This is a genomic window from Pseudomonas sp. AN3A02, from assembly GCF_011765255.1.
In the GTDB taxonomy this organism is placed as follows: Bacteria; Pseudomonadota; Gammaproteobacteria; order Pseudomonadales; family Pseudomonadaceae; genus Aquipseudomonas.
The window spans coordinates 166,019-190,697 of record NZ_JAARNI010000005.1 but is presented as its reverse complement, the minus strand read 5'-3'; the positions used below and the strand labels follow the sequence as shown (position 1 = coordinate 190,697).

General features: G+C 60.1%; 24 protein-coding genes. 8 read left to right on the top strand and 16 right to left on the bottom strand.

Annotated elements, in window-relative coordinates; genetic code table 11:
• Positions 1-116: 116 nt before the first annotated feature.
• The 4 genes from HBJ59_RS20250 to HBJ59_RS20235 all read right to left on the bottom strand — a co-directional run bounded on the left by HBJ59_RS20250 (position 117) and on the right by HBJ59_RS20235 (position 3,508).
• Positions 117-2,015, bottom strand: a complete 1,899-nt coding sequence (locus HBJ59_RS20250) for an alkaline phosphatase D family protein (RefSeq protein ID WP_167664559.1) — start codon at positions 2,013-2,015, stop codon at positions 117-119.
• A gap of 116 nt (positions 2,016-2,131) precedes the next feature.
• Entirely contained in the window at positions 2,132-2,338 is a 207-nt protein-coding gene (locus tag HBJ59_RS20245; protein ID WP_076017579.1) for a hypothetical protein, read from the bottom strand.
• 113 nt (positions 2,339-2,451) lie between these two features.
• The gene (locus HBJ59_RS20240) at positions 2,452-2,730 is read right to left on the bottom strand and encodes a hypothetical protein (protein WP_076017578.1); all 279 of its coding nucleotides are present in this window, start codon (positions 2,728-2,730) and stop codon (positions 2,452-2,454) included.
• The gene (locus HBJ59_RS20235) at positions 2,720-3,508 is read right to left on the bottom strand and encodes a VacJ family lipoprotein (RefSeq protein WP_167664558.1); all 789 of its coding nucleotides are present in this window, start codon (positions 3,506-3,508) and stop codon (positions 2,720-2,722) included. The genes HBJ59_RS20240 and HBJ59_RS20235 overlap by 11 nt, the downstream gene beginning before the upstream one ends.
• Positions 3,509-3,672: 164 nt before the next feature.
• Here HBJ59_RS20235 and HBJ59_RS20230 point away from each other — a divergent pair, with 164 nt between their 5' ends.
• Positions 3,673-4,383, top strand: coding sequence for a response regulator (locus tag HBJ59_RS20230; protein ID WP_167664557.1), 711 nt, complete (start codon positions 3,673-3,675; stop codon positions 4,381-4,383).
• On the top strand, positions 4,380-5,699 hold the full coding sequence (locus HBJ59_RS20225) for an ATP-binding protein (RefSeq protein ID WP_167664556.1): 1,320 nt from the start codon (positions 4,380-4,382) through the stop codon (positions 5,697-5,699). Before HBJ59_RS20230 ends, HBJ59_RS20225 begins: the two co-directional genes overlap by 4 nt.
• 360 nt (positions 5,700-6,059) lie before the next feature.
• Here the strand turns inward: HBJ59_RS20225 and HBJ59_RS20220 are convergent, their stop codons facing one another.
• From HBJ59_RS20220 to HBJ59_RS20205, 3 genes are all read right to left on the bottom strand, one after another.
• The gene (locus HBJ59_RS20220; protein WP_167664555.1) at positions 6,060-8,288 is read right to left on the bottom strand and encodes an ATP-binding protein; all 2,229 of its coding nucleotides are present in this window, start codon (positions 8,286-8,288) and stop codon (positions 6,060-6,062) included.
• Positions 8,285-8,899 carry a biliverdin-producing heme oxygenase gene (locus HBJ59_RS20215; RefSeq protein WP_167664554.1) on the bottom strand — a complete coding sequence of 205 codons (615 nt, stop codon included), beginning with the start codon at positions 8,897-8,899 and terminating at the stop codon, positions 8,285-8,287. Before HBJ59_RS20215 ends, HBJ59_RS20220 begins: the two co-directional genes overlap by 4 nt.
• Positions 8,900-9,000: 101 nt before the next feature.
• Positions 9,001-9,378 carry a response regulator gene (locus HBJ59_RS20205; protein ID WP_076017572.1) on the bottom strand — a complete coding sequence of 126 codons (378 nt, stop codon included), beginning with the start codon at positions 9,376-9,378 and terminating at the stop codon, positions 9,001-9,003.
• A 421-nt stretch (positions 9,379-9,799) separates the two neighbouring features.
• On the opposite strand from HBJ59_RS20205, the gene HBJ59_RS20200 reads away from it, so the two are divergent.
• The 3 genes from HBJ59_RS20200 to HBJ59_RS20190 are packed head-to-tail and all read left to right on the top strand — an operon-like array spanning position 9,800 to position 11,091.
• A complete protein-coding gene (locus tag HBJ59_RS20200) occupies positions 9,800-10,234 on the top strand; it encodes a VOC family protein (RefSeq protein ID WP_167664552.1) in 435 nt (144 codons plus the stop codon).
• A complete protein-coding gene (locus tag HBJ59_RS20195; RefSeq protein WP_167664551.1) occupies positions 10,231-10,614 on the top strand; it encodes a cytochrome c family protein in 384 nt (127 codons plus the stop codon). The genes HBJ59_RS20200 and HBJ59_RS20195 overlap by 4 nt, the downstream gene beginning before the upstream one ends.
• A gap of 30 nt (positions 10,615-10,644) precedes the next feature.
• Positions 10,645-11,091, top strand: coding sequence for an NUDIX hydrolase (locus HBJ59_RS20190; RefSeq protein ID WP_167664550.1), 447 nt, complete (start codon positions 10,645-10,647; stop codon positions 11,089-11,091).
• A 47-nt stretch (positions 11,092-11,138) separates the two neighbouring features.
• On the opposite strand, the gene HBJ59_RS20185 is transcribed toward HBJ59_RS20190, so the two are convergent.
• On the bottom strand, positions 11,139-12,407 hold the full coding sequence (locus tag HBJ59_RS20185; protein ID WP_076017568.1) for a phospholipase D-like domain-containing protein: 1,269 nt from the start codon (positions 12,405-12,407) through the stop codon (positions 11,139-11,141).
• 130 nt (positions 12,408-12,537) lie between these two features.
• Between HBJ59_RS20185 and HBJ59_RS20180 the strand changes: the two genes are divergently transcribed.
• Positions 12,538-13,416 (top strand): hypothetical protein, encoded by an 879-nt coding sequence (locus tag HBJ59_RS20180; RefSeq protein WP_167664549.1) that lies wholly within the window; start codon positions 12,538-12,540, stop codon positions 13,414-13,416.
• Positions 13,417-13,448: 32 nt separating this feature from the next.
• Here the strand turns inward: HBJ59_RS20180 and phnX are convergent, their stop codons facing one another.
• From phnX to HBJ59_RS20145, 7 genes are all read right to left on the bottom strand, one after another.
• A complete protein-coding gene (gene phnX, locus HBJ59_RS20175; RefSeq protein ID WP_167664548.1) occupies positions 13,449-14,276 on the bottom strand; it encodes a phosphonoacetaldehyde hydrolase in 828 nt (275 codons plus the stop codon).
• An 89-nt stretch (positions 14,277-14,365) separates the two neighbouring features.
• Complete coding sequence (locus HBJ59_RS20170; protein WP_167664547.1) at positions 14,366-15,238, bottom strand: LysR substrate-binding domain-containing protein; 873 nt, start codon at positions 15,236-15,238, stop codon at positions 14,366-14,368.
• Positions 15,239-15,274: 36 nt separating this feature from the next.
• Positions 15,275-16,570 (bottom strand): MFS transporter, encoded by a 1,296-nt coding sequence (locus tag HBJ59_RS20165; RefSeq protein ID WP_167664546.1) that lies wholly within the window; start codon positions 16,568-16,570, stop codon positions 15,275-15,277.
• Between the two features lie 93 nt (positions 16,571-16,663).
• Entirely contained in the window at positions 16,664-17,755 is a 1,092-nt protein-coding gene (gene psrA, locus HBJ59_RS20160) for an iron-containing alcohol dehydrogenase PsrA (protein WP_167664545.1), read from the bottom strand.
• Between the two features lie 126 nt (positions 17,756-17,881).
• Complete coding sequence (locus HBJ59_RS20155) at positions 17,882-19,900, bottom strand: LTA synthase family protein (protein WP_167664544.1); 2,019 nt, start codon at positions 19,898-19,900, stop codon at positions 17,882-17,884.
• The gene (locus tag HBJ59_RS20150; RefSeq protein WP_076017562.1) at positions 19,900-20,499 is read right to left on the bottom strand and encodes a hypothetical protein; all 600 of its coding nucleotides are present in this window, start codon (positions 20,497-20,499) and stop codon (positions 19,900-19,902) included. The genes HBJ59_RS20155 and HBJ59_RS20150 overlap by 1 nt, the downstream gene beginning before the upstream one ends.
• Positions 20,499-21,767: an exo-alpha-sialidase gene (locus tag HBJ59_RS20145; protein WP_076017734.1), complete on the bottom strand. Its 1,269-nt coding sequence runs from the start codon at positions 21,765-21,767 to the stop codon at positions 20,499-20,501. The genes HBJ59_RS20150 and HBJ59_RS20145 overlap by 1 nt, the downstream gene beginning before the upstream one ends.
• 180 nt (positions 21,768-21,947) lie before the next feature.
• Here HBJ59_RS20145 and HBJ59_RS20140 point away from each other — a divergent pair, with 180 nt between their 5' ends.
• A complete protein-coding gene (locus tag HBJ59_RS20140; protein ID WP_167664543.1) occupies positions 21,948-22,610 on the top strand; it encodes a response regulator in 663 nt (220 codons plus the stop codon).
• On the top strand, positions 22,607-23,980 hold the full coding sequence (locus HBJ59_RS20135; protein ID WP_167664542.1) for a sensor histidine kinase: 1,374 nt from the start codon (positions 22,607-22,609) through the stop codon (positions 23,978-23,980). Before HBJ59_RS20140 ends, HBJ59_RS20135 begins: the two co-directional genes overlap by 4 nt.
• Before the next feature lie 38 nt (positions 23,981-24,018).
• On the opposite strand, the gene HBJ59_RS20130 is transcribed toward HBJ59_RS20135, so the two are convergent.
• Positions 24,019-24,642, bottom strand: a complete 624-nt coding sequence (locus HBJ59_RS20130) for a DUF3916 domain-containing protein (RefSeq protein WP_167664541.1) — start codon at positions 24,640-24,642, stop codon at positions 24,019-24,021.
• Between the last annotated feature and the right edge of the window lie 37 nt (positions 24,643-24,679).

Below are 24,679 nucleotides of genomic sequence, written 5' to 3'. Positions count from 1 at the left end.
GACGCCGATACTCCGTGGCTGACGGTACTGTACAACGGCGCTTTGGCGCTTAGAAAGGGGTGCTTTGGTCTAGTCGAGGGTGTGGCTCAAGGCCACTATTTGTTAGGAGGCAGCCTTTAATTTGGCGGCACCATCCTCGTCTTCGGCGCACCATTGGCATTGTGTTGATAGATCGCCTCAGGCTGCCCTTGCTGGTTAAAAAACACCTGCCCGATCCCTGCAGCGTTCCACAGCCGCTCACCCGCCTCGGCGTGTTCCGGAATATGCGGAACTACCTGCATGGGTCTGCGTCGTGTCAGCCAGTTCAACGGCGAGCGGGGCGAGTAGAGCCAGCGATTGAGGCGGTCGAACCATTCCAGCAGACGCGGTGGGAATTCGTTCTTGATGCCGCTGCTGGTGATCTGCCAGATCTTTGGGCCGGCGTTGCGGTGGCGGATCAGCACTTCGTAGACGAACGAGTAGTGCACGTCTCCGGACAGGATCACGTAATTGCCCGGGGTGCGGGAATGGCGAAAGATGTTGAGGATCACCTGCGCCGCGCCGCGATGGGCCATCCAGTTTTCCGCGTCTACCAGCAGCGGGTAGCCGCACCAGCTGAAGGCTTTCTGCACGGTCTCGATCAGCTTGACGCCGAAGATCGGCGCCGGTGAGACGATGATCGCCGAAGGGTGGTCCAGCAGTTCCTGTTGCAGTTCGCTCAAGGCTTCCCAGTCCAGCAGTCCGGACGGTTGCTTGAGGTTGAACTCACTGCGCCAGCGCCGGGTGCGGGTGTCGAGTACTACCAGCGCGGGCGTGGTGGGCAGCACGTAATGCCATTGCTGGAATTTCAGCAGGTCGTCTACCAGCTCATCCTGCGCATCAGCATCCAGGTAGTTGCCATGGGTTTGCGTGGTCAGGGCCAGGGTTTTGCCTATTACTGTGTCAAACACATCCGGGTTATTGCCCCAGCCCTGGCACAGCATGTAAGCCAGCAGCGAGTTGCCGATGATGCGCTTGGAGAACGGATGGCCGTAGGCCGTTTCTTCCCATTGGGCGCTGAGGTTCCAGTCGTCGGTGATGTCATGATCATCGAAGATCATCAGGCACGAAAGGTGGGCCATAACCCTGGCCACGCCACCCAGGCCGTCCCGAAACTTGTCGATCTGCACTTGCTCGTGGGCGTAGCGTACGTGCCCTTCGGCGCGCAGTTGCGGCGCTTGCGGGTTGATCAGGCCCCACGACACGGGTGACCAGGCGAGCAAGTACATCGCCATGACTTCGGCGAAGCTCACCAGGTGGTTGTCGGCGCTGCTGCTGGTGAAAATCGGCTTCTTCACGCCACCAAAAAACCGCTCGCGCAGGGTCTCGTTGCTCTCCAGGGCGGGCAACAGATCGGCTCGATGGTAGTAGCTGGCGGCATGCTCATAGAGTGCAGCGCTGTTGTCGACGACGGCACCGTCGAGGTGTTCGTCGAACAGGCCGAGGCGTGTGATCAGCGCATGAATGGCGCGCAGCATTGGCCCCGCGACATCGTCGGCATAGACCTGGTCGCCGCTCATCATCAACAAGGCTGGGCGTTCTTCGACCGTGGTCGACTCGGCCAGCAGTCGGTCAACACACAGCAAACCTTCTTCGGCACGGTGGTGGGGCTTACGGCATGAGCCGTGTACCAATTGGTGGATGCGGCTGTGCAGGACGAAGTTCGGGGTTTGGGCGCCCGGGTAGAGCAGGTGCGGTGCCCACTCGGCGATGCCGGCTCCGTTTACCAGCAGGTCGTAGCCGATGCTCACGTCCTGGGGCAGGGCGTCGGCCAGCGGCACGTCGATCAAGTGGATAAAAGCCTGGCGCCCGACAGGCACGACCTGGCAGCGGCTGGCGTCCAGTTCGATATCCAGCCTCTCGCCTTGGGCGGGTTGCAGCCTCAGGGTCAATGCCAGGGCACGACTTCCCACCAGCCACATCAGCAGGCGCCGGGGCTCCAGGCGTCGCAGCAATGGGCCGGCAAGTACAGCAGGAAGTGTGTCGGGGTGAGGCATCAAGGCAACGGCTCAGGGCAAGGTTAAAGCGCGAAGGGTAGCGCAGTGGATGTCAGTGTTTTGTTAAGGAGAAACAACGTGAGAGGGCGGCGGTGCCGCCCTCCGGCCAGGTCTAATTAAAGCAGGTTGCCGCGGCCTAGGCTGTCCAGGCCTCCGGAGTTATTACGACCCCGGTCGCTGGCAGAGGCGCCGATGTGGTCAAGGGTGTTTCTCTCTTCGGCAAATGGCTCAAGGCTTCGCTTGTTGCGCACCGGTGCAGGTTGTTCGGTTTGTGCAGGAAGTGTGTGCAATTGTGCGAAGGGGCCGTTCATAGCATTGATCATGGCAATTTTCCTTTTTTCAAAAGAGAGGGGTCTCCCTTGATAACCAGCGCTATCAAGGAGAGCGAGAAACTACCCATCCCCCGGTTGCCTCGCTATAAACGTCTCACGTCAAATTATGACGTTATCAGGTCCACCGTCTTACGGGGTTCATGGGTCGTGACTGATGTTTCTCCCAAGGTAATCAGCCAGCGCATGACGTCGGCCAGCGCCACGCTGTGTTGGCGCTCAACCCAGCGCATGCCTTGTGGGCTGTAGTGTTCGACATAGCGACTGAGGATCAGCCGATTCTGGTCACCAGAGAGTTGCAAGCGTGTTTCCCGGCAGAGCAGGGCGTTGGTCCCGCGTTTACGTACATGGTGCTTTAGCACCAGTGAGCCTGAATCAGAAATCATCGCCGGCTCCCTTCGCGCACTCATCGGCCCGGGGTGACGTCGCCCCCTGCTTGCCCTCCAGCACAAAGGCCGCGCGGTGTTCGGCCACCACATTACGCAAGGCGCTGTAGTAGTCCGGCAACTTTTGCAGGCTGTCGGTCAACGGCAGCAACGAAGCGCGCGTATCCACGGTGCCGCCCACCAGGCTGATGGTGCCCAGGGTTTGCACGGTATCGCTGTCGCCCAGCGGTGCCACCAGGAAGCTCAAGACTTTGCCCGCCGCATCGCGGCTGTTGCCGGTGCCGAGCAATGGCAGTTCGACGATCGGCCCGTTGCCAATTCCCCACACGCCAAAGGTCTGGCCGAAGTCGGCGGTGTGGCGAGGAATGCCCAGCGGGTCCGAAATATCAATCAACCCGACGATCCCCACGGTGGTGTTCACCGCAAACCGTCCCAGGGTGTTAATCGAGCGCCGGGGGTTGCCTTGCAGCAGGTCGTTGATGAACACCTTGGGCTCGCTGAAGTTGCTGGCGAAGTTATGCACACCCTGCTGGAAAAAATCCGGCATGTATCGGTAGCCGCGGGCTACAGGTGCCAGGGCGTAGTCATCCACCGCGCGGTTGAAGGCGAAGACGCCCCGGTTGACCGGCTCGGCAGGGTCATACACCGGGTAGGAAACCTGTGCGCAGCGTGTGGTACTCGCCACGTTGGCCGGGCTTGCGCAGCCTGTCAGGTAAGACACGGTCAGCAACAGCACGGCCTGGCGAGCCAGGTGCTGGGGATACGTCAGCGAGCGCATAAGCACAGTCTCCGGAAAAAGGAGGCCGATGCTTGCATTCGGGGCTTGCGCAAAGATGTCTGCTTTATTGCGCCGTTGACGCTTTATTGCACGATTGAAATATATGACGAGCCGCCTCGAATGGTTTTAGATGGCGCATCCACAAGACCAAGTGATGCCCACCGGTGAGCCATCTTTTAATCGTGGACGATGACCTTGAGGTCCTCGCCCTGCTGAAGAAATTTTTTCTGCAACATGGCTACACGGTCGAGACCGCCGCCAATGGCTCCGACCTGTGGGCGGCCATGGAGCGCATGCCTGCCGACCTGATCATCCTCGACCTGATGCTGCCAGGGGATAACGGCCTGTTGCTGTGCCAACGCCTGCGCCAGCAATACGCAACACCGGTGATCATGCTGACCGCCATGGGCGAGTTGAGTGATCGCGTGGTGGGCCTGGAAATGGGCGCCGATGACTACCTGAGCAAACCGTTCGACGCCCGTGAATTACTCGCTCGGGTGCGCGCCGTGCTGCGTCGGGCGGGTGAGAGCCGGCCGACCTTGGGGGATGCGTCTCGCCCGCTGATTCGCTTCGCCGGTTGGCAACTGGACCTGACACGCCGGGAGTTGCGTTCGCCGGACCAGGTGATGATCCCGTTGTCGTCCGGGGAGTTCGACCTGCTGCTGGTGTTCGTCGAACACCCTCAGCGCGTACTGACCCGCGAGCAATTACTGAACCTCGCGCGGGGCCATAGCCACGACGCGTTCGACCGCAGCATCGACGTGCAGGTCAGCCGCCTGCGACGCAAGCTGGAGTTCGACACCAAGCGCCCGGCGATGATTCGCACGGTGCGTAACGGTGGTTACCAGTTCACCGTCGCGGTGACCCGCTCATGAAGCGCTTCAAACCCCGGGACACCGTGGCCCGCTGGATTGCCCTGACTATCCTGATTGCGATGCTCACCGCACTGGCCTTCAACGCGCTGTTTGTACAACTGGCGGGCGTTTGGGCCAGGCCGCCGTTGGGTGAAACCGGCCTGTTGGAAAAAGTCGCGGTGATCGTGCGGATGATCGAAGCCGCAGAGCCTTCCCAGCGGCCACAACTGACACAGGCGGTGGGCGATGACAGTTTCAACGTGAGTTGGTCGGCCACCCGCGCAGGTATCGATGTGCCGATTCTGGAAGACCCGGGTTTTCATTCCGATCAGGTGTTCAAACAGCTGCTCAAGGGGCCGGAGCGGCAAATGGAGGCCTATGAGCCATCTGATTGGCCAGGCCCCGGCGGGCACTATGCCCTGGTGGTGCAACTGGTTGACCAGTCCTGGCTGATGTTCAGCGCGCCGTCCCGTAGTTGGGGGCTGGCGGAAGGCCCGCGAAGCCTTGTGGTGCTGATGCTGGTGCTGATCTCCACCGCGCTGGTCACGTTGATTGCCACCCGGCGTTTGGCCCGTCCGCTGCAACATTTTGCCCAGGGTGTACGACGTTTCGGCGCCGACTTTCGTGCGCCACCCATCGAACCGGTCGGGCCCCATGAAATCCGCCAGGCGATTCTCGCGTTCAACGGCATGCAGGCGCAGTTGCAGCACTTCATCCAGGACCGCACCCAGATGCTCGCGGCGATTTCCCACGACCTGCGTGCACCGCTGACCCGCCTGCGCCTGCGGGGCGAATTTATCGAGGATGCCGACCAGCAGCACCGCCTGTTCCGGGATGTCGACGAGATGCAGGCGATGATCAACACCGCTCTGGAGTTTTTTCGCGACGACGCGCGCCTGGAGCAGGCGACCCAACTGGACTTGGCCGAGTTGCTGCAAACGCTGATCGACGACTACCGCGACCAGTCCATCGACATCACCTTCAACGGCCCGCCGCGGCTGGTTTATTTCGGCCGGCCGCTGGGGCTTAAACGGGTGATGACCAATCTGATGGACAATGCGATCCACTATGGGCTCGCACCGGAAATCGAACTGCAACACAGCCCTGGACAGGTGACGGTGCGGGTGCTCGACCGTGGCCCCGGCATTCCGCAGGAGCAGCACGAACAGGTGTTCCTGCCGTTTTTTCGCCTGGAAGGTTCACGCAACAAAAGTACGGGCGGGGTCGGTTTGGGGCTCTCCACTGCACGGGCGATTGTGCTGGAACACGGTGGGACGCTGACCCTGGAAAATCGCCCGTGCGGCGGGTTGGCCGCCGTGGTGGTATTGCCGGTTTAGGAAGGCTTAAACGGTCATGGCAGATAGCCTTTTCCCAGGCCGGTCAGATTACCGTCATTCGACTTGGAATTTTGTTGGTTGGAGCTATTACGCGAGGGCTCATCGTTTGGTTTGGGGGCCGGCTGAACAGGCTGAACGGGTTGAGTGGGTTGAGGCGATTGAGTGGGTTGATGGATGGTTTGGATATGGAAAGCGCCGCCAATGGTTGGAAAGATCATGGGTTTTTCTCTCACTGGATAGGGTGTGAAGTGTGTGCATTCAACTCCCTCTGAGTGCGTCCTGATCAGTGGCCTTGGCCTGGTCCAACGTTCCGGGCCATCGGGTTTCCATTTGCTTCGCCATCTCAATTGATGGGTGGTTTCAAGCCGGCTTGGGCACCGTAAACCGAAACTCACTGCCTCGGCCCAACTCACTTTCAGCCTCGATCCGCCCGCCATGCGCCTGGACGATGCCCTGGGTGATGTACAGCCCAAGGCCGCTGCCGGTGGGATTGTTTTCGGCTTGGGTCCAGTAGCGATCAAACACATGAGGCAACTCATCCGGGGCAATCCCTTCGCCGGAATCACGCACCGAAAACACAATCTCTTCGCTGGTACTCATGGCGCTGATGCCGATATTGCCCTGGCGTGGTGTGAACTTGATGGCGTTGCCGATCAGGTTCGACAGCACCTGGAACAGGCGCTCCGGGTCGGCGTTGATTTGCAGTCCGGGCTCGGCGTTGAAGGACAAGTCGATACCCTTTTCCATCGCCAGGGGCGCCAGCAATGAATACGCCTCTTCGAACATTTGGCTCACGTCCAGGGCCACCGGCTTGACGGTATAACGCCCGGCTTCGATCTTCGAGGTGTCGAGCAGATCCTCCAGCAGCACATTCATACGCGCTGCGGCTTGCTGCATGGTGTCGATGGCCGAGGAAATCCGCCGCGAGGTGTGTGGGCCATCGGAGCTGAAGGCTTTTTGCATCATGCCGCAGAGCATCGAGATGACGGTCATCGGGTTGCGCAGGTCGTGGGAAACCACCGCCACCAGTTCATCCCGGGCGCGCACGGCTTGCTGTTCGCGTAGCACCTGGCGGGCCAGGTCATTTTCCAGGGCCGAGCGGCGCAGGTCGTTGGCGGCGAAGCGGTCGCCGTGGCTCCACTTGGTGGAAATGCCTGCCATTTCCACCTTCCAGATTTCAAACGAGGTACGTGGGCGAAGGTGCAGGCCAGCGTCGGTGCTTTCCAGGTCCAATGGCTTATTCGGGTCGCCGCTCCAGTTGATGTTTTCCTTCACTTCAGGGCGAAACCACAGCACGCCGTTGTCCACCGGTTTGGGCAAACTCATGGCCAGCACGCCACTGGCGACGTGCTGATAGTCAGCCGCTGGCGGGTACACCGAGGCCAGGTTATGGCTGGCGAATACCGGCTGCCCGGTCTCTTGCAGCCACTTGTGCAGGGCGCGAATTTGTCCGGGTTCCGGGCAGTTACCGTAGCGGTGCAGTTGTTTGTCTTCGATGATCGCCACGCCGCCCGCCAGGGTCAGGTCCATCAGCAGTTGCGGACGTTGCGCCAGGCCGTCGAAGACGTTCGCCGGCGACGCCTGCATGGCCTGGTTGAGCAGGGCCAGGGCCGCGACCTTTTCTTCGCGCTGGCGGCTCAGGTCCAGGGCCTCCATGGCGCTGATCTGCAAGGACAGCACCTGGCCAATGGTCTGGCAGGCGGTGCGCAAATCATTCGGTACCAACAGTGGCTGGCGATTGCCACAACTGATCAAGCCCCACAGTTTGTCGCCGGCCATCAGGGAAATGCTCATGGACGACAGCACGCCCATGTTCTGCATGTACTGGCAGTGGATCGGCGACACGCTGCGCAGGGTAGCGAAGCTCAGGTCCAAAGGTTGGCCGGTGTCCGGGCGCAACCTGGGCACCAGGGGCACCGCTTCATAATCGGCATTCGGGATGATCCGCAGCCAGTTGGTGCGGTACAGCTCCCGGGCTTGTTCGGGGATGTCGGAGGCGGGGAAGAACAGGCCGTTGAACAGTTCCATGGACGGTGCGGACGCTTCGGCGATCACCTGGCCGTGGCCTTCTTCCTCGAAGCGATAAATCAGCACCCGGTCGTAGCCGGTCATGGCCTGGATTTCGTTGACGCTGATTTCATACAAGGCTTGCAGGGTTTTCGCCGACTGCAGGCGTTGCAGCATCTTGCCCAGGTTGCTGGTTCGGCCATTGAGTGCCCGTGGCTGGAAGTCCTTGAGCCGTGGCTCGAACTCCAGCACCAGCACCTCCTGATGGCGGTGCAGCAACCCTTCGAACTCGCCACCGTTGAGGTTCATGTGCAGCGGCGGAGCGTCGAAGAAGCTGTTTTGCGTAACCATCGCCTGGACCGCTTCGGCATGTTCTGTGCCGATCAATGTGTGCAGTGGCTGGCCCAGCAGGGATTCCGGCGAATGATTGAACAGCTCGGCCACGTTGGCACTGACCTGCATGATATGCAGGTCGGGCTCGGACAAGGTCAGCAGCGCCCCGTGAGGCTGGATGGCCCCCGGGAAGCGGATGGGTTCGTCGGCACAGTTGGCAAGCAGTTCTTTAAAATCTTCGGGTTTCATAGCAGTACCTCCTGGCTGTCGAGCCATTGCTCGAAGCAGCTGAATGTTGAGCGGGCAGCATTCACCGCGCGCAGTTTGGCGTGCGCGTCGAGGGGCACATGGTTCAGGTAGTCGAGAAAATCTTTCCAGCGCCGACCGGTTTCGGCGCCATACACATTGAGAAACGCGCCACCGTTGTCGGCGTCCAGTCCCAGGCGCTGGGCCATTTCCCGGCGCAGGATTTGCCCGCCCAGGGTGGCGCCTTCCACCACATACAGCGCGCCGAGGCAGGCAGCAGGCGTGTCCAGAGGCGGTAGCGACGAGCAGTGGGGAAGGGCGGCGATGGCCGGTTCATCCAGGCCAAGGGCGAGGAGATCGGTCAACAAGGTGGGCGTTTTCAGGCGCAGCACCTGATCGAATCCCTCGGGGATCAGGCCACTGTCGTACAACGCTGCTTCCAGAGGGCTGTAGAACCCGTAGTACGCCTGAAGCAGGCGTCTGTAGCCATTATCATCCAGTTGCGGAGAGAAAAACGGCAAGCGTTTTTCCAGGGCGACGTGCAGTAAAGCTGTACCCGAGCGCAAGGCTTCAAGTACGGGGGGCGCACCAACGTCATGGACCTGTGAATGCATTCAGTAAACTCGAACTGGGGGCCTGCTGGCCATGTAGGGTTGCGTAACAACTGACCGCAGGAGCTGCCGCGAAGTTCGCTGCAGTTGATATCGCGACGCTATCAGTGCAAGGGCGGGCCCTTTAGCAAAGCCGATTGCACGCAGTCGAGCAGACGCTCCGCACTCCACGGTTTGGGCAGGAACCGCACGGTGCTGCCCAGTTGTGACGCCATGGCGGTGTTACCCGAGGTCAGCAGCACGGGCAGTGACGGCCAGCGATGGGCGACCACCTTGCTCAAGTCGTAGCCATTGAGCAGGCCGGGCATCTGGATATCGCTGACAATCAGGTCCACCGGGTCACTGGTGCGCTCAAGAAAAATCATCCCTTCGTCTGCTGAGGGAAATGACGTCACGACTGCACCGAAATCCTCCAGTACATCCACCATCAACGAGCGAATGATTTCGTCGTCTTCCAGCACCAATATCGATGGCTGAGCCATGATCCTTACTCCACCATCCGGGTTAAGTAAGGTGGAGTGAGGCGCCGTTGATTAGGTTCGATTGAATGTATTTTTTGCGATGGGTGGTCATTTGGTTAGCTTTAAGTTGCGACAGGGCAGGGCGCCCCGCTTGCTAACCGTGTGAGGCATCCGCCACGATGCGCTGCGCGATGAAGCCGTGATGAGTGAGGCATGTTTGCGCCAGTTGCGGGCAGTCACCTTGACCACATTTGGCGATGTGCCCTGGAATGCCCCGTTTTACCAGTGGCTGGGATTTCAGCAAGCGCTTGCCCTGGCGCCGGGTCACCGTTTGGCAGAGGCTCTGCGTGAGGAGTATCGTCACGGTTTTGTGCCGGGCAGTCGCTGTGCCATGTCGTGGCAAGTTGTCGCGTGTTAAGTAAAAGCCACCCCAAGGATTCTCATGTTTATCCGAAACCCCCTCGTCCCCGAACTCATCGTGACGGCCCTCACGAGCAGCCTCGACTTCTGGGTCACTCAGTTGGGATTCGACATCGCCTATCAGCGCCCCGAAGAAGGCTTTGCCTATCTCGACCTGCAAGGTGCGCAAATCATGCTGGAGCAATACGATCCGGATGCCGGCCAGTGGTTGACCGCACCTCTGGAAAAACCTCTGGGACGAGGCATCAACCTGCAAATCGATGTGCCTGCCGTGGCGCCTGTCTTGCAGCGTCTGGCTGCCATCGGCTGGCCGCTGTTCCGCGAGGTCGAAGACGTCTGGTATCGGGCGGGTGACGTGGAGGCGGGCCAACGGCAATTCATCGTGCAAGACCCGGATGGCTATCTGGTGCGTCTGGTGCAGCGGTTGGGCGAACGACCTGTGGGGAGCCATTCATGAAATACGCCGCGTTACTGGCCATTGCCTTCATCGGTGGGGCCTTCAGTCTCCAGGCCGTCGCAGAAGGCGATGCCGAAGCCGGTGGAAAGCTGTTCAGCAAAACCTGCGGCGGTTGCCATAGCGTCGGCGAGAACGCCCGGGGCGGTTTCGGGCCGCAGCTCAACGGCATCATTGGCCGCCCGGCGGGCACCACCACTGACTATCAGTATTCAGATGCGATGAAAAATTCAGGCGTGGTTTGGACGCGGGACAAGCTGGCCGCCTATATCGAGGCGCCGAAAAAGGTGGTGAGCGGCACCCGGATGATTTTCTGGGGGATCAGCGATCAGGAGAAGATCGACAACTTGCTGGCGTACCTTGCGACCTTTCAGGCGCAATAAACACCGATCCCAAGACAAGGATTTCACTCCATGGTCGCACCGCGTATCCGGGCGCTCGCGCTCTGCATCTTCCACCGCAACGGCCGAATTCTGGTTCACGAATTCCAGGATGCGGTGAAACAGCAGACAGTATTTCGTCCCATCGGTGGCGGCATCGAATTCGGTGAACACAGCGCCGAGGCGATCGTACGAGAAGTGCAGGAAGAACTGGCGCAGCCTATTCACAGCCTGCGGCTGCTCGGCACGCTTGAAAGTATCTTCACCTACGACGGCAACCCCGGGCACGAGATCGTCCAGGTCTACGATGGCCAATTTGCGGACCAGAGCCTGTACGAGCAACCGTACCTCGACGGTGCCGAAAGCAACGGTTTTGCGTTCAAGGTGAGTTGGAAGGACAGTTCAAGCTTTACTGCGCAGTCGCCATTGGTGCCGGAAGGGCTCTACGCGTTGCTCAAAGATGCAGCGTTACTGGATTGACGGGACGCACCCCGATAATGGTGGTCGTCCCCAGCCTGCGAAATCAATCAGGATTTCTGTCGTTTTCCCACCGCGCTCACTGCCAGGAATGGCTGGTCGTGATAAAGCTTCAGTTCTACGGTGTTGACGGATTGTGGCTTGCCGAAAAACTCCCCTCGTTTACCGGTGTATGCCTCTTCAAACCTGAATGGCGTCGTAATTACGTTGATGATTTCTTTGTCGAACTGGTCCTGGTGTTCGCGTATCCAGGCTTTGCTTTGTGCTTGCTCCTTGGCTGTAGCTTTTTGAGCGCTGCGGTTATCGCCTATAAAAGCCACAGGTGCAAAAGAGTGCGCGGAATCGAAGTCAAACCGCATATAGACGCAACAAAGCCCTTTGTCTTGTGCGTTGCAGATGTTCAGCATCAAGTTGGATTGCCCATTTTTGTACCGGCGTGCCTTGGGTTTGGCCGACACATGAATCTTCCAGTCCGGGCGTAGCGGGAAATCTCCGACGTCCAGTACCACGTCATCGGCGACGAAAGTAATTCGTGTCTTATTGATCCTTGCCCACCCAAGTTTCTGGCTGTCTAGCACGCAAAAATAGCGTTGCTTGGGTTCGAGCGAATAGGGTTCTGAATCGATTTTCCACTCCAGGAAACTCTGGTCCTTAGGCGGATAGAGCGACAGTTTTGCTTTACCTTCATCGTTGAAGTTAACGACTTTCACTTGGGCAGAAAGGGGCGCCGAACTGCGAAGTTTTGCGATGGACTTGACGATGACACTGCTGATGTCGTCTTTGGCGGACTGCGCGTTGTCGGTCTTTTCAAAAGCATCGGCGACGTCAGCGCAGGCTTTTTTATAGTCCTGGTATTTGGCCTTCAGGCTTACCACCGCGGCTTCCATCGCCTTGATTCGCTCTTTTGTCACAGGCGTTGCGCCGACCTGCCATTGGTCGATTTGCTTCTTGATGGCGGTTATCTTGGTTCGTTGCTCGGTGGAAATGCTCAGCTCTTTGTTTCTCTGGCCGTTTGTCGTGAAGTTTTGGCTGCCCAGCGTCGCCATTCTGTTGCCCACCACGATTACCTTCGCGTGCAGTTGGGCGACCTGATAGATCTCATGCTGGTCTGTCAAAAGGCCTTTGAGGGTTTTCAGGTCGGAGCTGTTGCTTGCAAACAGCTCCGGGTGAAACAGGGTGTAAATTTTTGCTGGCCCTCTATTCTTTAGAAAGCTGCGCAGCGTTTTCCCGGTGATGTAAGGCGACATGACTGCCACAGGCTCGTTGTCAACAAGGGCGCAGTCGGTAAGGGCGTTGAAAACATCAGTTTGGAGATTCATTGCATTTATTCCATGAAATCAATGAAAGACAGGGCTGGAATGGTTGGCAACCCTGTGGCGCCCAATGATGGCATAATGACTTCTTTGTTGTTTGCGGATATCTCTTCCCGCTCAATTCTCAAGGATGACTATGCGAACGCTTTTTCGAATCTGGCTCACCCTCACCATTATTTCGATGGTGTTCTACCTGCCGTTTTACGTGTTCTCCAACAACGCTATCAATGCCGTTGAAGAACTGACTCCTGACGAAATCATCCCCTTCACCGGTATCCGCGGGCAGGATCCCGAGCGTGTGCACAACCTGTTGGCCCGCACCGGTATCGATATGTCGATGGAACTTGAAGACGCGCTCGAAGACAACAAGAGCCTTTCCAACATCAAGTTCGAGTACTTGCAAACGCCAGAAGCCATGCGTGTTGAGCAGGCAACCGGGCTGAAGTTGGTTGAAGCTTCGGCCGATGTGGGCAACGGTCGGCAACTCAAGCTGGTGTTCACGGTCATTCCGAAGCGGTTCTTGCGCAGCACCGCACAGGTCAACGGTTTGCTCGCACTGCAGATCACCGACGGCAAACACACACTCACGATGAACGATGGTCCGAATGACGAGCTTCATCTTTGGGCGCTGTTCGAGAAGTCGGGTAAAGCCGGTCGTGAGTCAGTGCAGCGCATGAATAACCGGTTCGACGTGATGGTTGCTGAAATCGATGCTCGCGAGAAGGCTCGCAACGCACCGGCCGCCGTGACCCCATCCGCACCTGCTCGTCAGTTTGCGAGCAACACCGTCGCCGGTAACCCAGGTACGGATCAGGTCATCATTTTCCAGTTTGATGGTAAGCCTGCGTATTGCGCAGACGAAGGCGCGGACGGAGCCAACTGCCATGGCGACAGTGCCGCATTTATCGGCCAAGGCTCCTACAAGGACTACATGGACCCCGACAGCAGCTTATGCATCGCAGGCGAGAATGACTGCACGTTGCCGCAATTTTTTCCTGCCGATATACGGGGTTAATCCCAGCGCCGTTGTCGCGCCCCGTTGCCTCTTCAAGAACCCTGCGGTGTTTCCCCGCGCGCCAGACGCGCATTGATGTCTTCGATCACCGCGGGCAGTTCGACAATGGTGTCGATCAGGTAATGTGGCCGTGAGCCTTCGAACATCCGGGTAATACGTGCACGCTCCAGCACCAGCTCATCAGCGGGCAGGGCCTTGTATTGCTCGTAGGTCAAACCCAGCGCATTGCCGGAGCAGGTCAGCGCGACTGTCCACATGCCTGCGCTGCGGCCTTCCAGAATCCCGGGCCAGGTGTCGTCGACTTTCACGCACGCGGCCACGTCACTGATGCCCAACGCAATCACGTTGGCCAAGGCCTGCGCCGGATGCGGACGCCCATTGGGCACTTCGTCGGTCGCCACCACGTGGTCGGCGACGTAGCCGTTCTGCCGCGCCAGCTCGACTACCTTGGCCATCACCACCGCCGGGTACCCGGAGCAGGAGCCAATCTTCAAACTCTGGCCGCGCAGGGTGTTGATCGCCTCAAGGGCGCCGGGAATAACCGCCGAATGCAGCGCAATTTTCTCGATCTGCAACGGCATGAAGCGTTCATACAGTGCGGTGACATCCGCGTCTGTCGGCAAGCGATCGAACACCGCCCGATAACGCTCGGCAATCTTCGGCAGGTTGCACAAGGTGCGGATGTGGTCCCACTTGCCCATGCCCATCGGGCCGCGCGCTTCTTCCAGGGATACGGCGACGCCAAACTCGCCGAATGCCTCGACAAAAATCTGCGTGGGGGCGAAGGAGCCGAAGTCGACGACGGTGCCGGCCCAATCCAGGACCACGGCTTGCAGCTTGGAAGGTTGTTGGTAGTTCATGGCAAGTCTCCATTTTTCAGGTGTGAGCAGGCCGTCCCTCTGTCGAAGAAGAGGTAAGTACCTGGTGAGGGTTTAAACGGGTAAGGCGATCAGGTCACCGGTATCGGGCTGGCCTCGAACAACTCCGCGATCATCGGTCGGTTGCGCCGGATGCCCAGGCAACACAGGTGGTAGTCGATAAAAAACGGGTGGTCGACGAAGGTGATTGGCGTGGTGCCCGGGGTTTCGGCGTATTCCACAGCGGACACAAAACCGATGCCGATGCCCTTGGTGATCGCATGCACGATGGCTTCGCGACTGTTCAACTGCATCACGCAGTTCACGGCGACGCCCTGGTGCTTGCAGCTTTCTTCCACCAGTTGCCGGGTGCGTGAGCTTTTCTCGCGCATCACCCACTTTTCGCGGCTGATCTGTTCCACGTGCACCTCTTTCTGTTGGGCCCATGGATGGTCATCGCGCACCACTGCAATGATCGGATAGCGTCGGTAAAGCTGGGTATCGAAGCGCTGGTCGAATTCCGAGAGGGCCAGGATCGCCACGTCGATATCGAAGTTGAAGAGCCGGTCCAGGGTTTCCTTTTCCGGGGAAAACGAGGTTTCCAGTTCGATGTCCGGGTGGCGCTGCATCAGCTCGTAGGTCAGGTTCATCGCGATCGGCGGCGACACCGCGCCCAGGCGCAGCAGCCCGGTCTTGCGCTGCTTGAAACTCTGCAACAGTTGCATGGCTTCATCCTCCTGGCCGAACAGCCCTTGGGTGATTCCGTAAAGGGCGTGCCCGGCCGCGCTCATCTCGATAAACCGCCCGCGACGGTGGAACAGCTCCACCGAGAACTGCTTCTCCAGCCCATTGACCTGCTCGCTGACCGTCGGCTGGCCGACGCTCAGGTACTCGGCGGCGAGGGTGAAACTGCCGGTCTTCGCCACTGCATGAAACGAGCGCAGCCACTTGTGGTACTGGTACATAAAAAGTCCTGTTCCTGAGGTCCGCCGGGCCGGTCATCAACGTCGGATAAACAACGCCACCACCGCGCTGCACAGGCAGGCCGAGGTCACGACGATGAAGATCAGCGAGGTGTTGCCGGTACTGTCGAGCATACTGCCGATCAGCGGTTCCGCCAGGCCGGCGAACAGATAGGATGAGAAGTTCATCACGCCCGTGGCCGTACCCGCACGTTTGGCACCCACCAGGTCCGGGCACAGCGCCCAGAAACTCGAGGCCGGGCCGTACACGAAGAACCCGCAAAGGAACAAGGCGACCAGGCCGATTGCGCTGTGGGGCGGCAGGCTCCACATCCACAGGCTGGTGGCGGCGCCGAGGAACATGTACAGCATGATCGCCAGGTAGCGTTTGGAGCCGAACAACTTGTCCGAGACCCAGCCGTTGCTCAGGGCGCCGATGGCCATGCCCACCGGCAGGGCCACTGTGATCCACTTGGGGTCGATCATGCTGTCGCCGCTTTTCCAGTTGGCGCCCAGGAAATGCACCGGCACCCAGACGATCAGGCCGTAGCGGGCGGCGTTCTGGAAGCCCAGGGAGAGGGCGGCGATGATCAGTCGGGGGTTTTTCAGTACCGCCTTGTAGCGCTGCGCCGAGGTTTCGACTTCGCCGTGGGCCACTTCATGATTCTTGTCTTCGGCATTGGCCACGCCGGTATCGGCCAACGGTTCAAAGCCCAGGTCCTGAGGCCGTTCGCGGGCGACCAGGTAGAAAATGATGCCGCCCGCCAACATCAACAGCACCGGCAGGCGGAAGATCCAGCGCCACTCCAGTTGCAGCACTTCCAGCACCACGATCGAGGTCACGTACGACAGGACTGAGGCGCATCCGGCGGCGAATACATAAAAGCCATACACCTTGCCGCGTTCGCCGGCGCTCCACCAATTGGAAATCAGCCGGCTGCCGGGCGCCCAACCGAGGGCCTGGAAGTAACCGTTGATGCCCCATGGCAGGATCAACCCGGCAAAGCCGCTGGCGAAACTGGTGACCCAGTTGGCCCCGCAGGACAGCACCGCGCCGAGGGTCATGATGCGGCGCCCGCCGAATTTGTCGGCGAGGTTGCCGTTGATGGCCTGGCCAATCGCATAGGCCCAGAGCATCGCGGCCGAGGCCCAGCCGAGGGTTTCCTTGGTCAGGCCGAACTCGGCCTGGATCCCGGGGATCGCAAACCCGAAAGTCTGGCGACCGGTGTAGAAAAACAGATAACAAAACATCGCGGCCAGCAGCATGCGCCACTGGGCAACGCGAAACGATGAGGTACGGACGGCAGGAACAGGCAGCACGTGTGCACGATTCATGATGTTTTCCTTATTGTTATTCGCCCCGGTGACCGCAGCCGCAGGGGGGCACTCTTGATAGGTGCAACAGGAAACGACTGAATTACGATGAGTCTAGGCCGCTTGCGCGCCGATGAAGTTCTTGCCGCGTGCGCCTTGCAGGGCGAAGCGGATCATCGCCTCGGCCTCGCTGGCATTCACGCCGTAGTCGGCAAACTCGGTCTTCACGTCCAGGCTGTGGAGGAAGTCGCGCAACTGCGCCTGGGCCTGGTGCAGGTCGGTACCGAATACCCGTTGCAGGGTGCGGTCCCGCGCGGCGTCATGTCCCCATGCCAGGCCGAGCACCAGCGGTAAGGTGAAGGAGCAGGCGATGCCGTGGGGCAAGCCGTGGTGCAAGGTCATTTCGTAGGAGATGGAGTGGGCGAGGGCGGTCTTGGTATTGGAAAAGGCCAGGCCGGCTTTCAGGGCCGCCAGCGCCATTCGCGAACGGAGTTCTTGATTGCCGAGGTCTCGCCGCAAGCGCGGCAGGCATTCCAGGATGTCTTCGATGGCGGAGATGGCGAAGGTGTCCGAGACCGGGTTGGCGTTGATGTTCCAGATCGACTCCAGCGCATGGGACAAGGCATCCAGCCCGGTGGACACCGTGACTCCGGCCGGCACCGTCAGCATCAACTGCGGGTCGATGATCGCCACTTTCGGCCAGGTGCAGTCCAGGTGCAGCGAATACTTCTTGAGGCTCGCGGAATCCCAGATCGTCGCCCATGGCGTGACTTCGCTGCCGGTGCCGGCGGTGGTCGGTGCGGCAATCAGTTGCTTGTGACGCGCCGGTACGAAAGGTTTTCCGGTGGCCAGCAACGCCAGCAACTCGTCGAAATCCCCCGATTCGGTGCCGACGATCAACGCCTTCGCCGTATCAATCGCGCTGCCACCGCCGACGGCGACCACCACCTGGCAATCACCGGCCTGCTGCCAGAAACGCTCGTAGGTGTCGCGCAGTTGAGCCACGTCGGGGTTGGGCTGCACGTCTTCGATCACGTACACCAGGCGTTCACCCAGCAGGTCCTGGATGCGGTCAACCAAGCCGAGCCCGCGTGCTTCGGGGAAGGTCACGAGGGCGACGCTCTGGCCTTCGGTAAGGACGGCGAGTTCTTGCAGGCAGCCCCAGCCGAAGCGGGTGTCTACCGGGTTGTGGAATCGGGCAGTCATGGCGGGTTCCTGGTTTTTGTTATTGGAAGTGCCGCCATAGTCGGGGAGGGTGAGGTTGACCTCAAATCGATAGATTGGGGGGATGGATTGGCTGGGCCGATAGTAAGGCCCAGCCGCCAAGTGCCTTCAGCGCACGTTGCGGAACAACATCAACCGCGCACTCTCATGCAGCCCGCGCGTCAGTCCCTGCAAACGCTGAAACTCTTCCGGGTATTCCTGGGCCACATCTTCCCTTGGTGTTTGCGACGCCAGGTCATGCAGGGTGGGCGAGCTGCCGTCGTGTTCCATTTGCAGCAGGAAGTCCTTGGTCACGCCACCGATCAGCGGGAAGGTGCCTTCGCGTAATACCAACGGCACCACACGCTCACCTTCTGGTGCAGGTTGCTGGATATCCCGGCCCATTGCGCCATTGCGAAACGGAATGCCCGCCATGCCGGCGACGGTCGGCAGCAGGTCTGCCAGGCCGACGGCTTCTTCGATCACTTTGGGTTGCAGCCCGGGCGCGTGGATCATCATCGGCACGTTGTTGCTTTCCAGGCCAAGCTGCTCGAACGCCGGCGCCATGTGCGGGATCTGGCTGATGCGGGTGTTGTGGTCACCGAAGAACACGAAGATGGTGTTGTCGTAGTAACCGCCGGCCTTGGCGATTTCCATCAGGCGGCCAATGTTGAAGTCCAGCAGGCGTACGGCGTTGTATTGCTCGACGCTGCGACTGCCCGCGGCCTGGACTTGTTCCACGGTCAGGTCATGCACCACGAAGCCGTCGTTGTTCTTGGGGATGGTGAACGGGCGGTGGTTGCCGGAGGTTTGCAGGTAGGCGAAGAACGGTTGGTCCTTGGGGATGGCGCGCAGCAGTTCGTCGCCTTCCTTGAACAGGTCCAGGTCGGAAACGCCCCACACGTCCACCCGTGGCGAGCGCCAGTGGCTTTCGTCATAGAGCTTCACGCCGTCGATGCTCTGGCGGATCAGCGCGTTGATGTTCGCCCAACCGGCATTGCCGCCGATCATGTAGAGCTTCTGATAATCCTCGAACGCATTGATCAAGGTGTGTTGCCGGGTGATCAACGGGTTGCGGGTCGCGGTCTCCTGGCGCGTGACGTCGGGCACGCCGGTGATGCTTGCCCATACGGTTTTGGCGGTGCCGGTGACGGGCACGTAGAAGTGTTTGAAGAACCAGCTTTCCTTCGCCAGCTTATCGAGGTTCGGCGTGGGGTTCAGCGGGTTGCCGTAGGCGCCCACAGCGCTGGTGCCGAGGGATTCGAGCATCACGAAAATCACGTTCGGCGGGCGCTCAGCCTTGAGCCGATAAGGCTGCACGGCTTGTTCGCGGGCGAAGCTCAATTGCTCGGGATCGGGTTGGCTGACACCCAGGTAATCGGCAACTTGCGGATAATGCTCGCGCACCCGCGCCTCATCGAATTGCGACTGGCCAACCTTGAGGGTGTCGTACAAAAACAGCACCGGGTTGAGGCCCACGGCGGCGATCTGGTTATTGCCGGAAAAGAACGCGTCGCTCCAGCGCAGGGGCACCGGGTTTTCGAGATTGAGGTTGGCGACGCGGCCGAGCAGGGCCAGCAACACCGCAATCACGCCAACGGTGGCCACGGATGCAATGGTCAGCTTGCCGATGGGTTTGCGTTCGTCATCCAGGGTGATGCGTTCAAGGCGAACCAGTGCATAGGTCCACAGGCCAACTGCGGTAAGCCAACTCAAGGTTATCCACAGCACCGGGTAGGTTTCCCACACCATCTGTTGGGAAATCTGCGCGTCTTCCAGATAACGCAGCACCGTGGCGTTGATGCGCACGCCGAGGTAGGCGTAGTGGCCGAAGTCGATGATGTACACCAGCCCGACGATGCCCAGTGCCAGCAGCAGATAACCCCGTGCCAGCCAGCGCAATGCCGGCACAGTCAGCAGGTTCCAGCGCGGTAGCCAGGCAAGCAGTGCCAGCGGTAACAGGATCAGCACCGCCAGGCGCAGGTCGAAACGCAGGCCGATGCCGAGGGTTTCCAGCAGTGCATCTTCCCGGAGATCGACTCCGGAAAACGCCAGTACAAACACCAGCCGCAGTGCGGCCAGCAACGCAAATACCAAACCGATCGCGCCCACGCCGTAGCGCAGGCGGCGCGAGTACAACCATCCCATCATTGACCTCTGTGCAGTTTTAAAAGAGGGCGCCAGGCAGCCAGCGCCAGCATCCACAACCCGGCCACCAGGCAGTAGCCCGTCAGCAGTGGGTCGATCAGATAGTCCCAGTAGTTTTCCGAGGCCTTGAGCCGCAGCGCAAAAGCCAAAGTGCCCGCCGCGAGCATCCACACGGCCAAGGTATTACGCAGCCAGAGCATCAACAGCGCGGCCATGCCGATCAGCACAATCATCGGCCGGGGATTGAAACCCCAGCGGTACGGATCGAAGTAGGTCAGGCCCATCGTCGCGGGGTACAGCGCCAGGCTGAGTGCGCCAAACAGCAGCAACAACTGGACCTTCTGCGGGCGCTGGAGCGGCTGCACCACGCCCAAACGGCACAGGCTGACCCACGCCAACAACACCAGGGTGCTGATGGCCAGGTCGTCGGTGAAGCTGCGCACATACGCCGCCAGCGGCAGTTCGTTGACCGGGATAAAACTTACCACCACCAACACCGGCAGCAACCACGGCCGCCAGGGCGCGGTCACGCGCAACAGGCTGAGCAGTACAAAACCCAACAACACAAAACTCAAATGCGCTTGCCATATAGAAAACATCACAGGCGCTCCGACAGCCAGGCTTCGTTGAAGCTGACATGTTTGATAAAGGTGTTATTCCACGAGTACACCAGGTGGTACATGCCGTCCGGGCTGCGGCTGAAGTACGGGTACTCGTATTCGAAATCGCAGCCACGGGGTTTGCACACCCGGTAATCCAGGCTGCTGAGGAAGCGTTGCTCCAGCGGCAGGCGCCGGGCACCGCTGGATTCGCGGAAGCCTTCGCCGATGATTTCCTTGTAGGCCGCGGGGGAGAACGGCTGCCCCAATGGGTCGGGGGATTGGTCCAGTTCCACCACCGTGCGCCAATGGTTGAGATTGGCATCGGTGCCGTACAGGCTGAGCTTGAAGCGGCCGTCCTGCAGGTCGTTGAGGGCCACCAGCAAACCGTCGCCTTCGGTGCTGACTGCCGCCAGCGAGGAGTTGGGATTGGAGGGCTCCAGCGGATAAGGCTCGCTCCAGGTTTGGCCGGCGTCTTCGGTACGGCTGGCGAGGACCCGGTGATGAGTTTCGCCGGCGTAACGCAACATGGCGATGGCGCGCTGGCCGTCCTGCGGGACGATGGTCGGTTGCAGCGAGTTTTTCCCACGGCTGATACGGAATTTATCGATCACCGCACCGTCGGCGCTCAAGTACAGGTACTCGGCGAATTTGCCCATGAACTCGTGGTACACCGGCAGGCCGATGGAGCCGTCGGCATGGAACACCGGTGCGGCGCGCACCAGGGTGCTGATGTTGAAGAAAGGCGAGGTGATCAGTTGGCGAGGTGCCGACCAGTTTGTGCCGAGGTCGTCCGAGACCATCACATTGATCGCGCTGGTGGCCCAGCCGCCTACCGACACCGAGACGTAGAACATCCACAGGCGATTGTCCGGCGCCAGGGCGATCACCGGGTTGCCCAACTTACGGATGTAGCGGTGGGTGCCGTCGCGGGTGCTTTCGCGGGTGGCGAGTACTTGCTCCGGGCCCCATTCGGCGCTTTTCGCGTCAAAGCGCGCGGTGCGTACCTGCACATCGGCGGCACCTTCGCGGGAACCGGCAAACCACACGGCCATCAGGTCGCCGCCGGGCAGGGCAGTGACCGAGGAGGAGTGCACAAAGTCATTGAGCTGCGAGGAGACGAAGCGGCTGCTGTATTGTGGGGCGGCCGCCGCGGGGGACGTGTCCTTGCCCGCTTGGGCAAACGGCGCCAGCACGTGGGGCGGGTGACTGGTCCAGGCAGCTAGAAACACCAGTAGCAGACTGCAGATCGTTAAAGGCGCGCGTATCGAAAACGTGTCGGAAAAAGGCTTGTTGCGCACAGAAACACTCTCAACAGGCATAGGAGGTTTCACTGTGCAAAACCAACCTTAGCGAAAGCTTAGTTGGCAACGACCCGTAACATCTTTCCGGGAATAGACGTCGGCAGAACCCTGCATGATGCGGCCGGTTTCTACAGAGAATCTCTCATGCGCCTGCTGCTGGTAGAAGATGATCGTGCCCTCGCCCAAGGTATCCGCGTGGCCCTTAGCGCCGAAGGCTACACCCTGGACTGGCTGCAAGACGGCGTCAGTGCCCTGCACGCGTTGCGCAGCGAAAGCTTCGATCTGCTATTGCTCGACCTCGGCCTGCCGCGCCTTGACGGCCTCACACTGCTGCAAACCCTGCGCGCCGAGCAATTTGACCTGCCGGTGATGATCCTCACCGCCCGCGACGACACCACCGAACGTATCGCCGGCCTGGATGCCGGCGCCGACGACTACCTGGTCAAACCCTTCGACGTCGAAGAGTTCAAGGCACGCGTCCGCGCCCTGTTGCGCCGCAGCCAGGGCCGCGCGCAGCCGTTGCTGGAGCATGCGGGCGTCAGCCTGGACCCGGCGACCCAGCAGGTCAGCTACCAGGGCCAGGACATTGTGGTCACGCCGATGGAATACCAACTGCTGCATCAACTGATGGTGCGCCCCGGCAAAGTCGTCACCCGCGAACGGCTGTCCCGCGCGCTTTATGGCTGGCAGGACCGCGTCGAAAGCAACACCCTCGAAGTCCTTATCCACAACCTGCGCAAAAAACTCTCCACCGAACTGATCCGCACCGTGCGCGGCGTTGGCTACGTGGTGGAACTCAAGGCATGAACTCGGTCCGCGCGCGCATCCTCATCCCGGTACTGGTGTTGATCCTGTTGGGCGATGGCCTGATCAGCTGGCTCGTCCTGCGGGACAGCCACCACGAAATCGAAGAAGTCTACGACGCCCAACTCGCCCAAAGTGCCCGTTTATTGCAAGGCGTATTGCGCCAGCGCGACCCCGGCGATGCCGACTTGGACCGCCTCTACCAGGCTTTCGACCAGGCCATGAGCCGCGTCGGCGAAGACGGCGCTGCGCACCCTTATGAAACTCGCCTGACCTTCCAGGTATGGCGCACCGATGGCCAACTGCTGGTGCGCTCCACCGACGCGCCGATCCTCAACACACCGCCCACCACCCTCGGGGCTCACGACCTGATGGAGAACGGCAACGACTGGTGCGCGTTCATGCTCGCCGACATGCAACAAGGCCTGCTGATCTGGGTGGGCGAGCGCGACGACATTCGCCAGGACGTGATCCAGCGCATCATTCGCCACACCCTCTGGCCGATCCTGATTGGCGTCCCGCTGCTGGCGGTGTTGATCTGGCTGACCATCGGCTGGGGCCTCAAACCCCTGCGCGCCATGGCCCAGGCAATACGCGGGCGGGATAGCGAGACATTGCGCCCGCTGCAACTTGAACCGTTGCCGGCGGACCTGGAACCAATGCAAACCGCGCTGAACCGCCTGCTGGTGCAGGTGGATGAGTTGCTGGAGCGCGAGCGACGGTTTATTGCGGATGCGGCCCACGAGCTGCGCACGCCGTTGGCGATATTGCGCATCCATGCACAAAACGCCCAGAGCGCCGGGACATTGGAACAGCGTCAGGAAGCGCTGGATTTCCTGGTGAGTGGCGTGGACCGCGCGACTCGGGTCGGCAGTCAGTTGCTGACCATGGCGCGGATCGAGCCGCAGTTGAACAACACCGTTCGCGTTCGTGTGCCTCTGACGGAGTTGGTACGCGAAGAACTTGCGGAACTGACGCCCCTGGCGATGGAGAAGGGCGTTGAACTGGTGTTGGAAGGGGATGAGGAATGCTGGATTGAAACGGATCCGGTAGCGTTGGCGATTGCTTTGCAGAACCTGGTGACCAATGCGCTGAATTTCTCGCCGGCGGGGAGCGAGGTGCGGGTGTTGGTGCGGGGGACGGATTCGGGAGGGGTGCAGCTGTGTGTGGAGGATGCGGGGCCTGGGATTGATGAAGGGGAGATTGGGCGGTTGTTCGAGCGGTTTTATAGTCGCGGGAATGCGAATGGAGCGGGGTTGGGGCTGGCGATTGTGCAGATGATCGTGGGGAAGATTGGGGGGCGGTTGGAGTTGTACAACCGCGAGGTGGGTGGGTTGTGTGCGCGGTTGAGTTTTAGCGAGGGGGCAGATTGAAAAAGGCCGTCGTTAGAAGCACGGCTGTTACGGCAAGACTATGTTGCCGTGCTGAATAAGTGCGGATGCTCTGCCTGGAATGCTTTGAAAGTCTTGTACTTCCAGCGATCGCCGCCCGGATCTTCATCCGATGAACTGACCTCGCCGAAATACCAATGCTCTGACTCAAACTGTTCTCCGTCCTCATTTTCGTGGATGAAGTGAAAACCCACCTCGTGTAGGCCTGGGGGGATGATCAACCCCCATTCGTTTGCAAGGCTTCTGCCCGTTATTCGGGTTTGGCGAAAGTAGTCGTAGTCGAAGGGAAGGGTAGCGCCGAGGTAGCGGCTTTTGTCGGTGTAGACGCAGACTTCGCTTGAGAACATGTCGGGCGCCAGAATGGCTGCTACCACCCAGCATTCAGGTGTGTCATCGGGCCGGGCTTGAATCAAGTGAGCGGCGGCGTTGATCAATTGCTGAGCGCAGTGTGCCTTGATCGCCGGGGTTGTTTGCTTGCCTTCGATCAAGGTTTCTATGACGGGGATTTTGAAGTTTTCAAATCCTCGCCTCACCGGGAAGTCTTCTAAAAACCAGCCTTCGAAACTGTCTGCCCATCGGCTGATTGCGCGCAGGCGCCTGGGGATGTTACGGAGTTTTTTGTCTGACAGTGCAAGACGACGCATGAGCTATGACCCTTTTTTGTTTGTAATGTTGAGATTG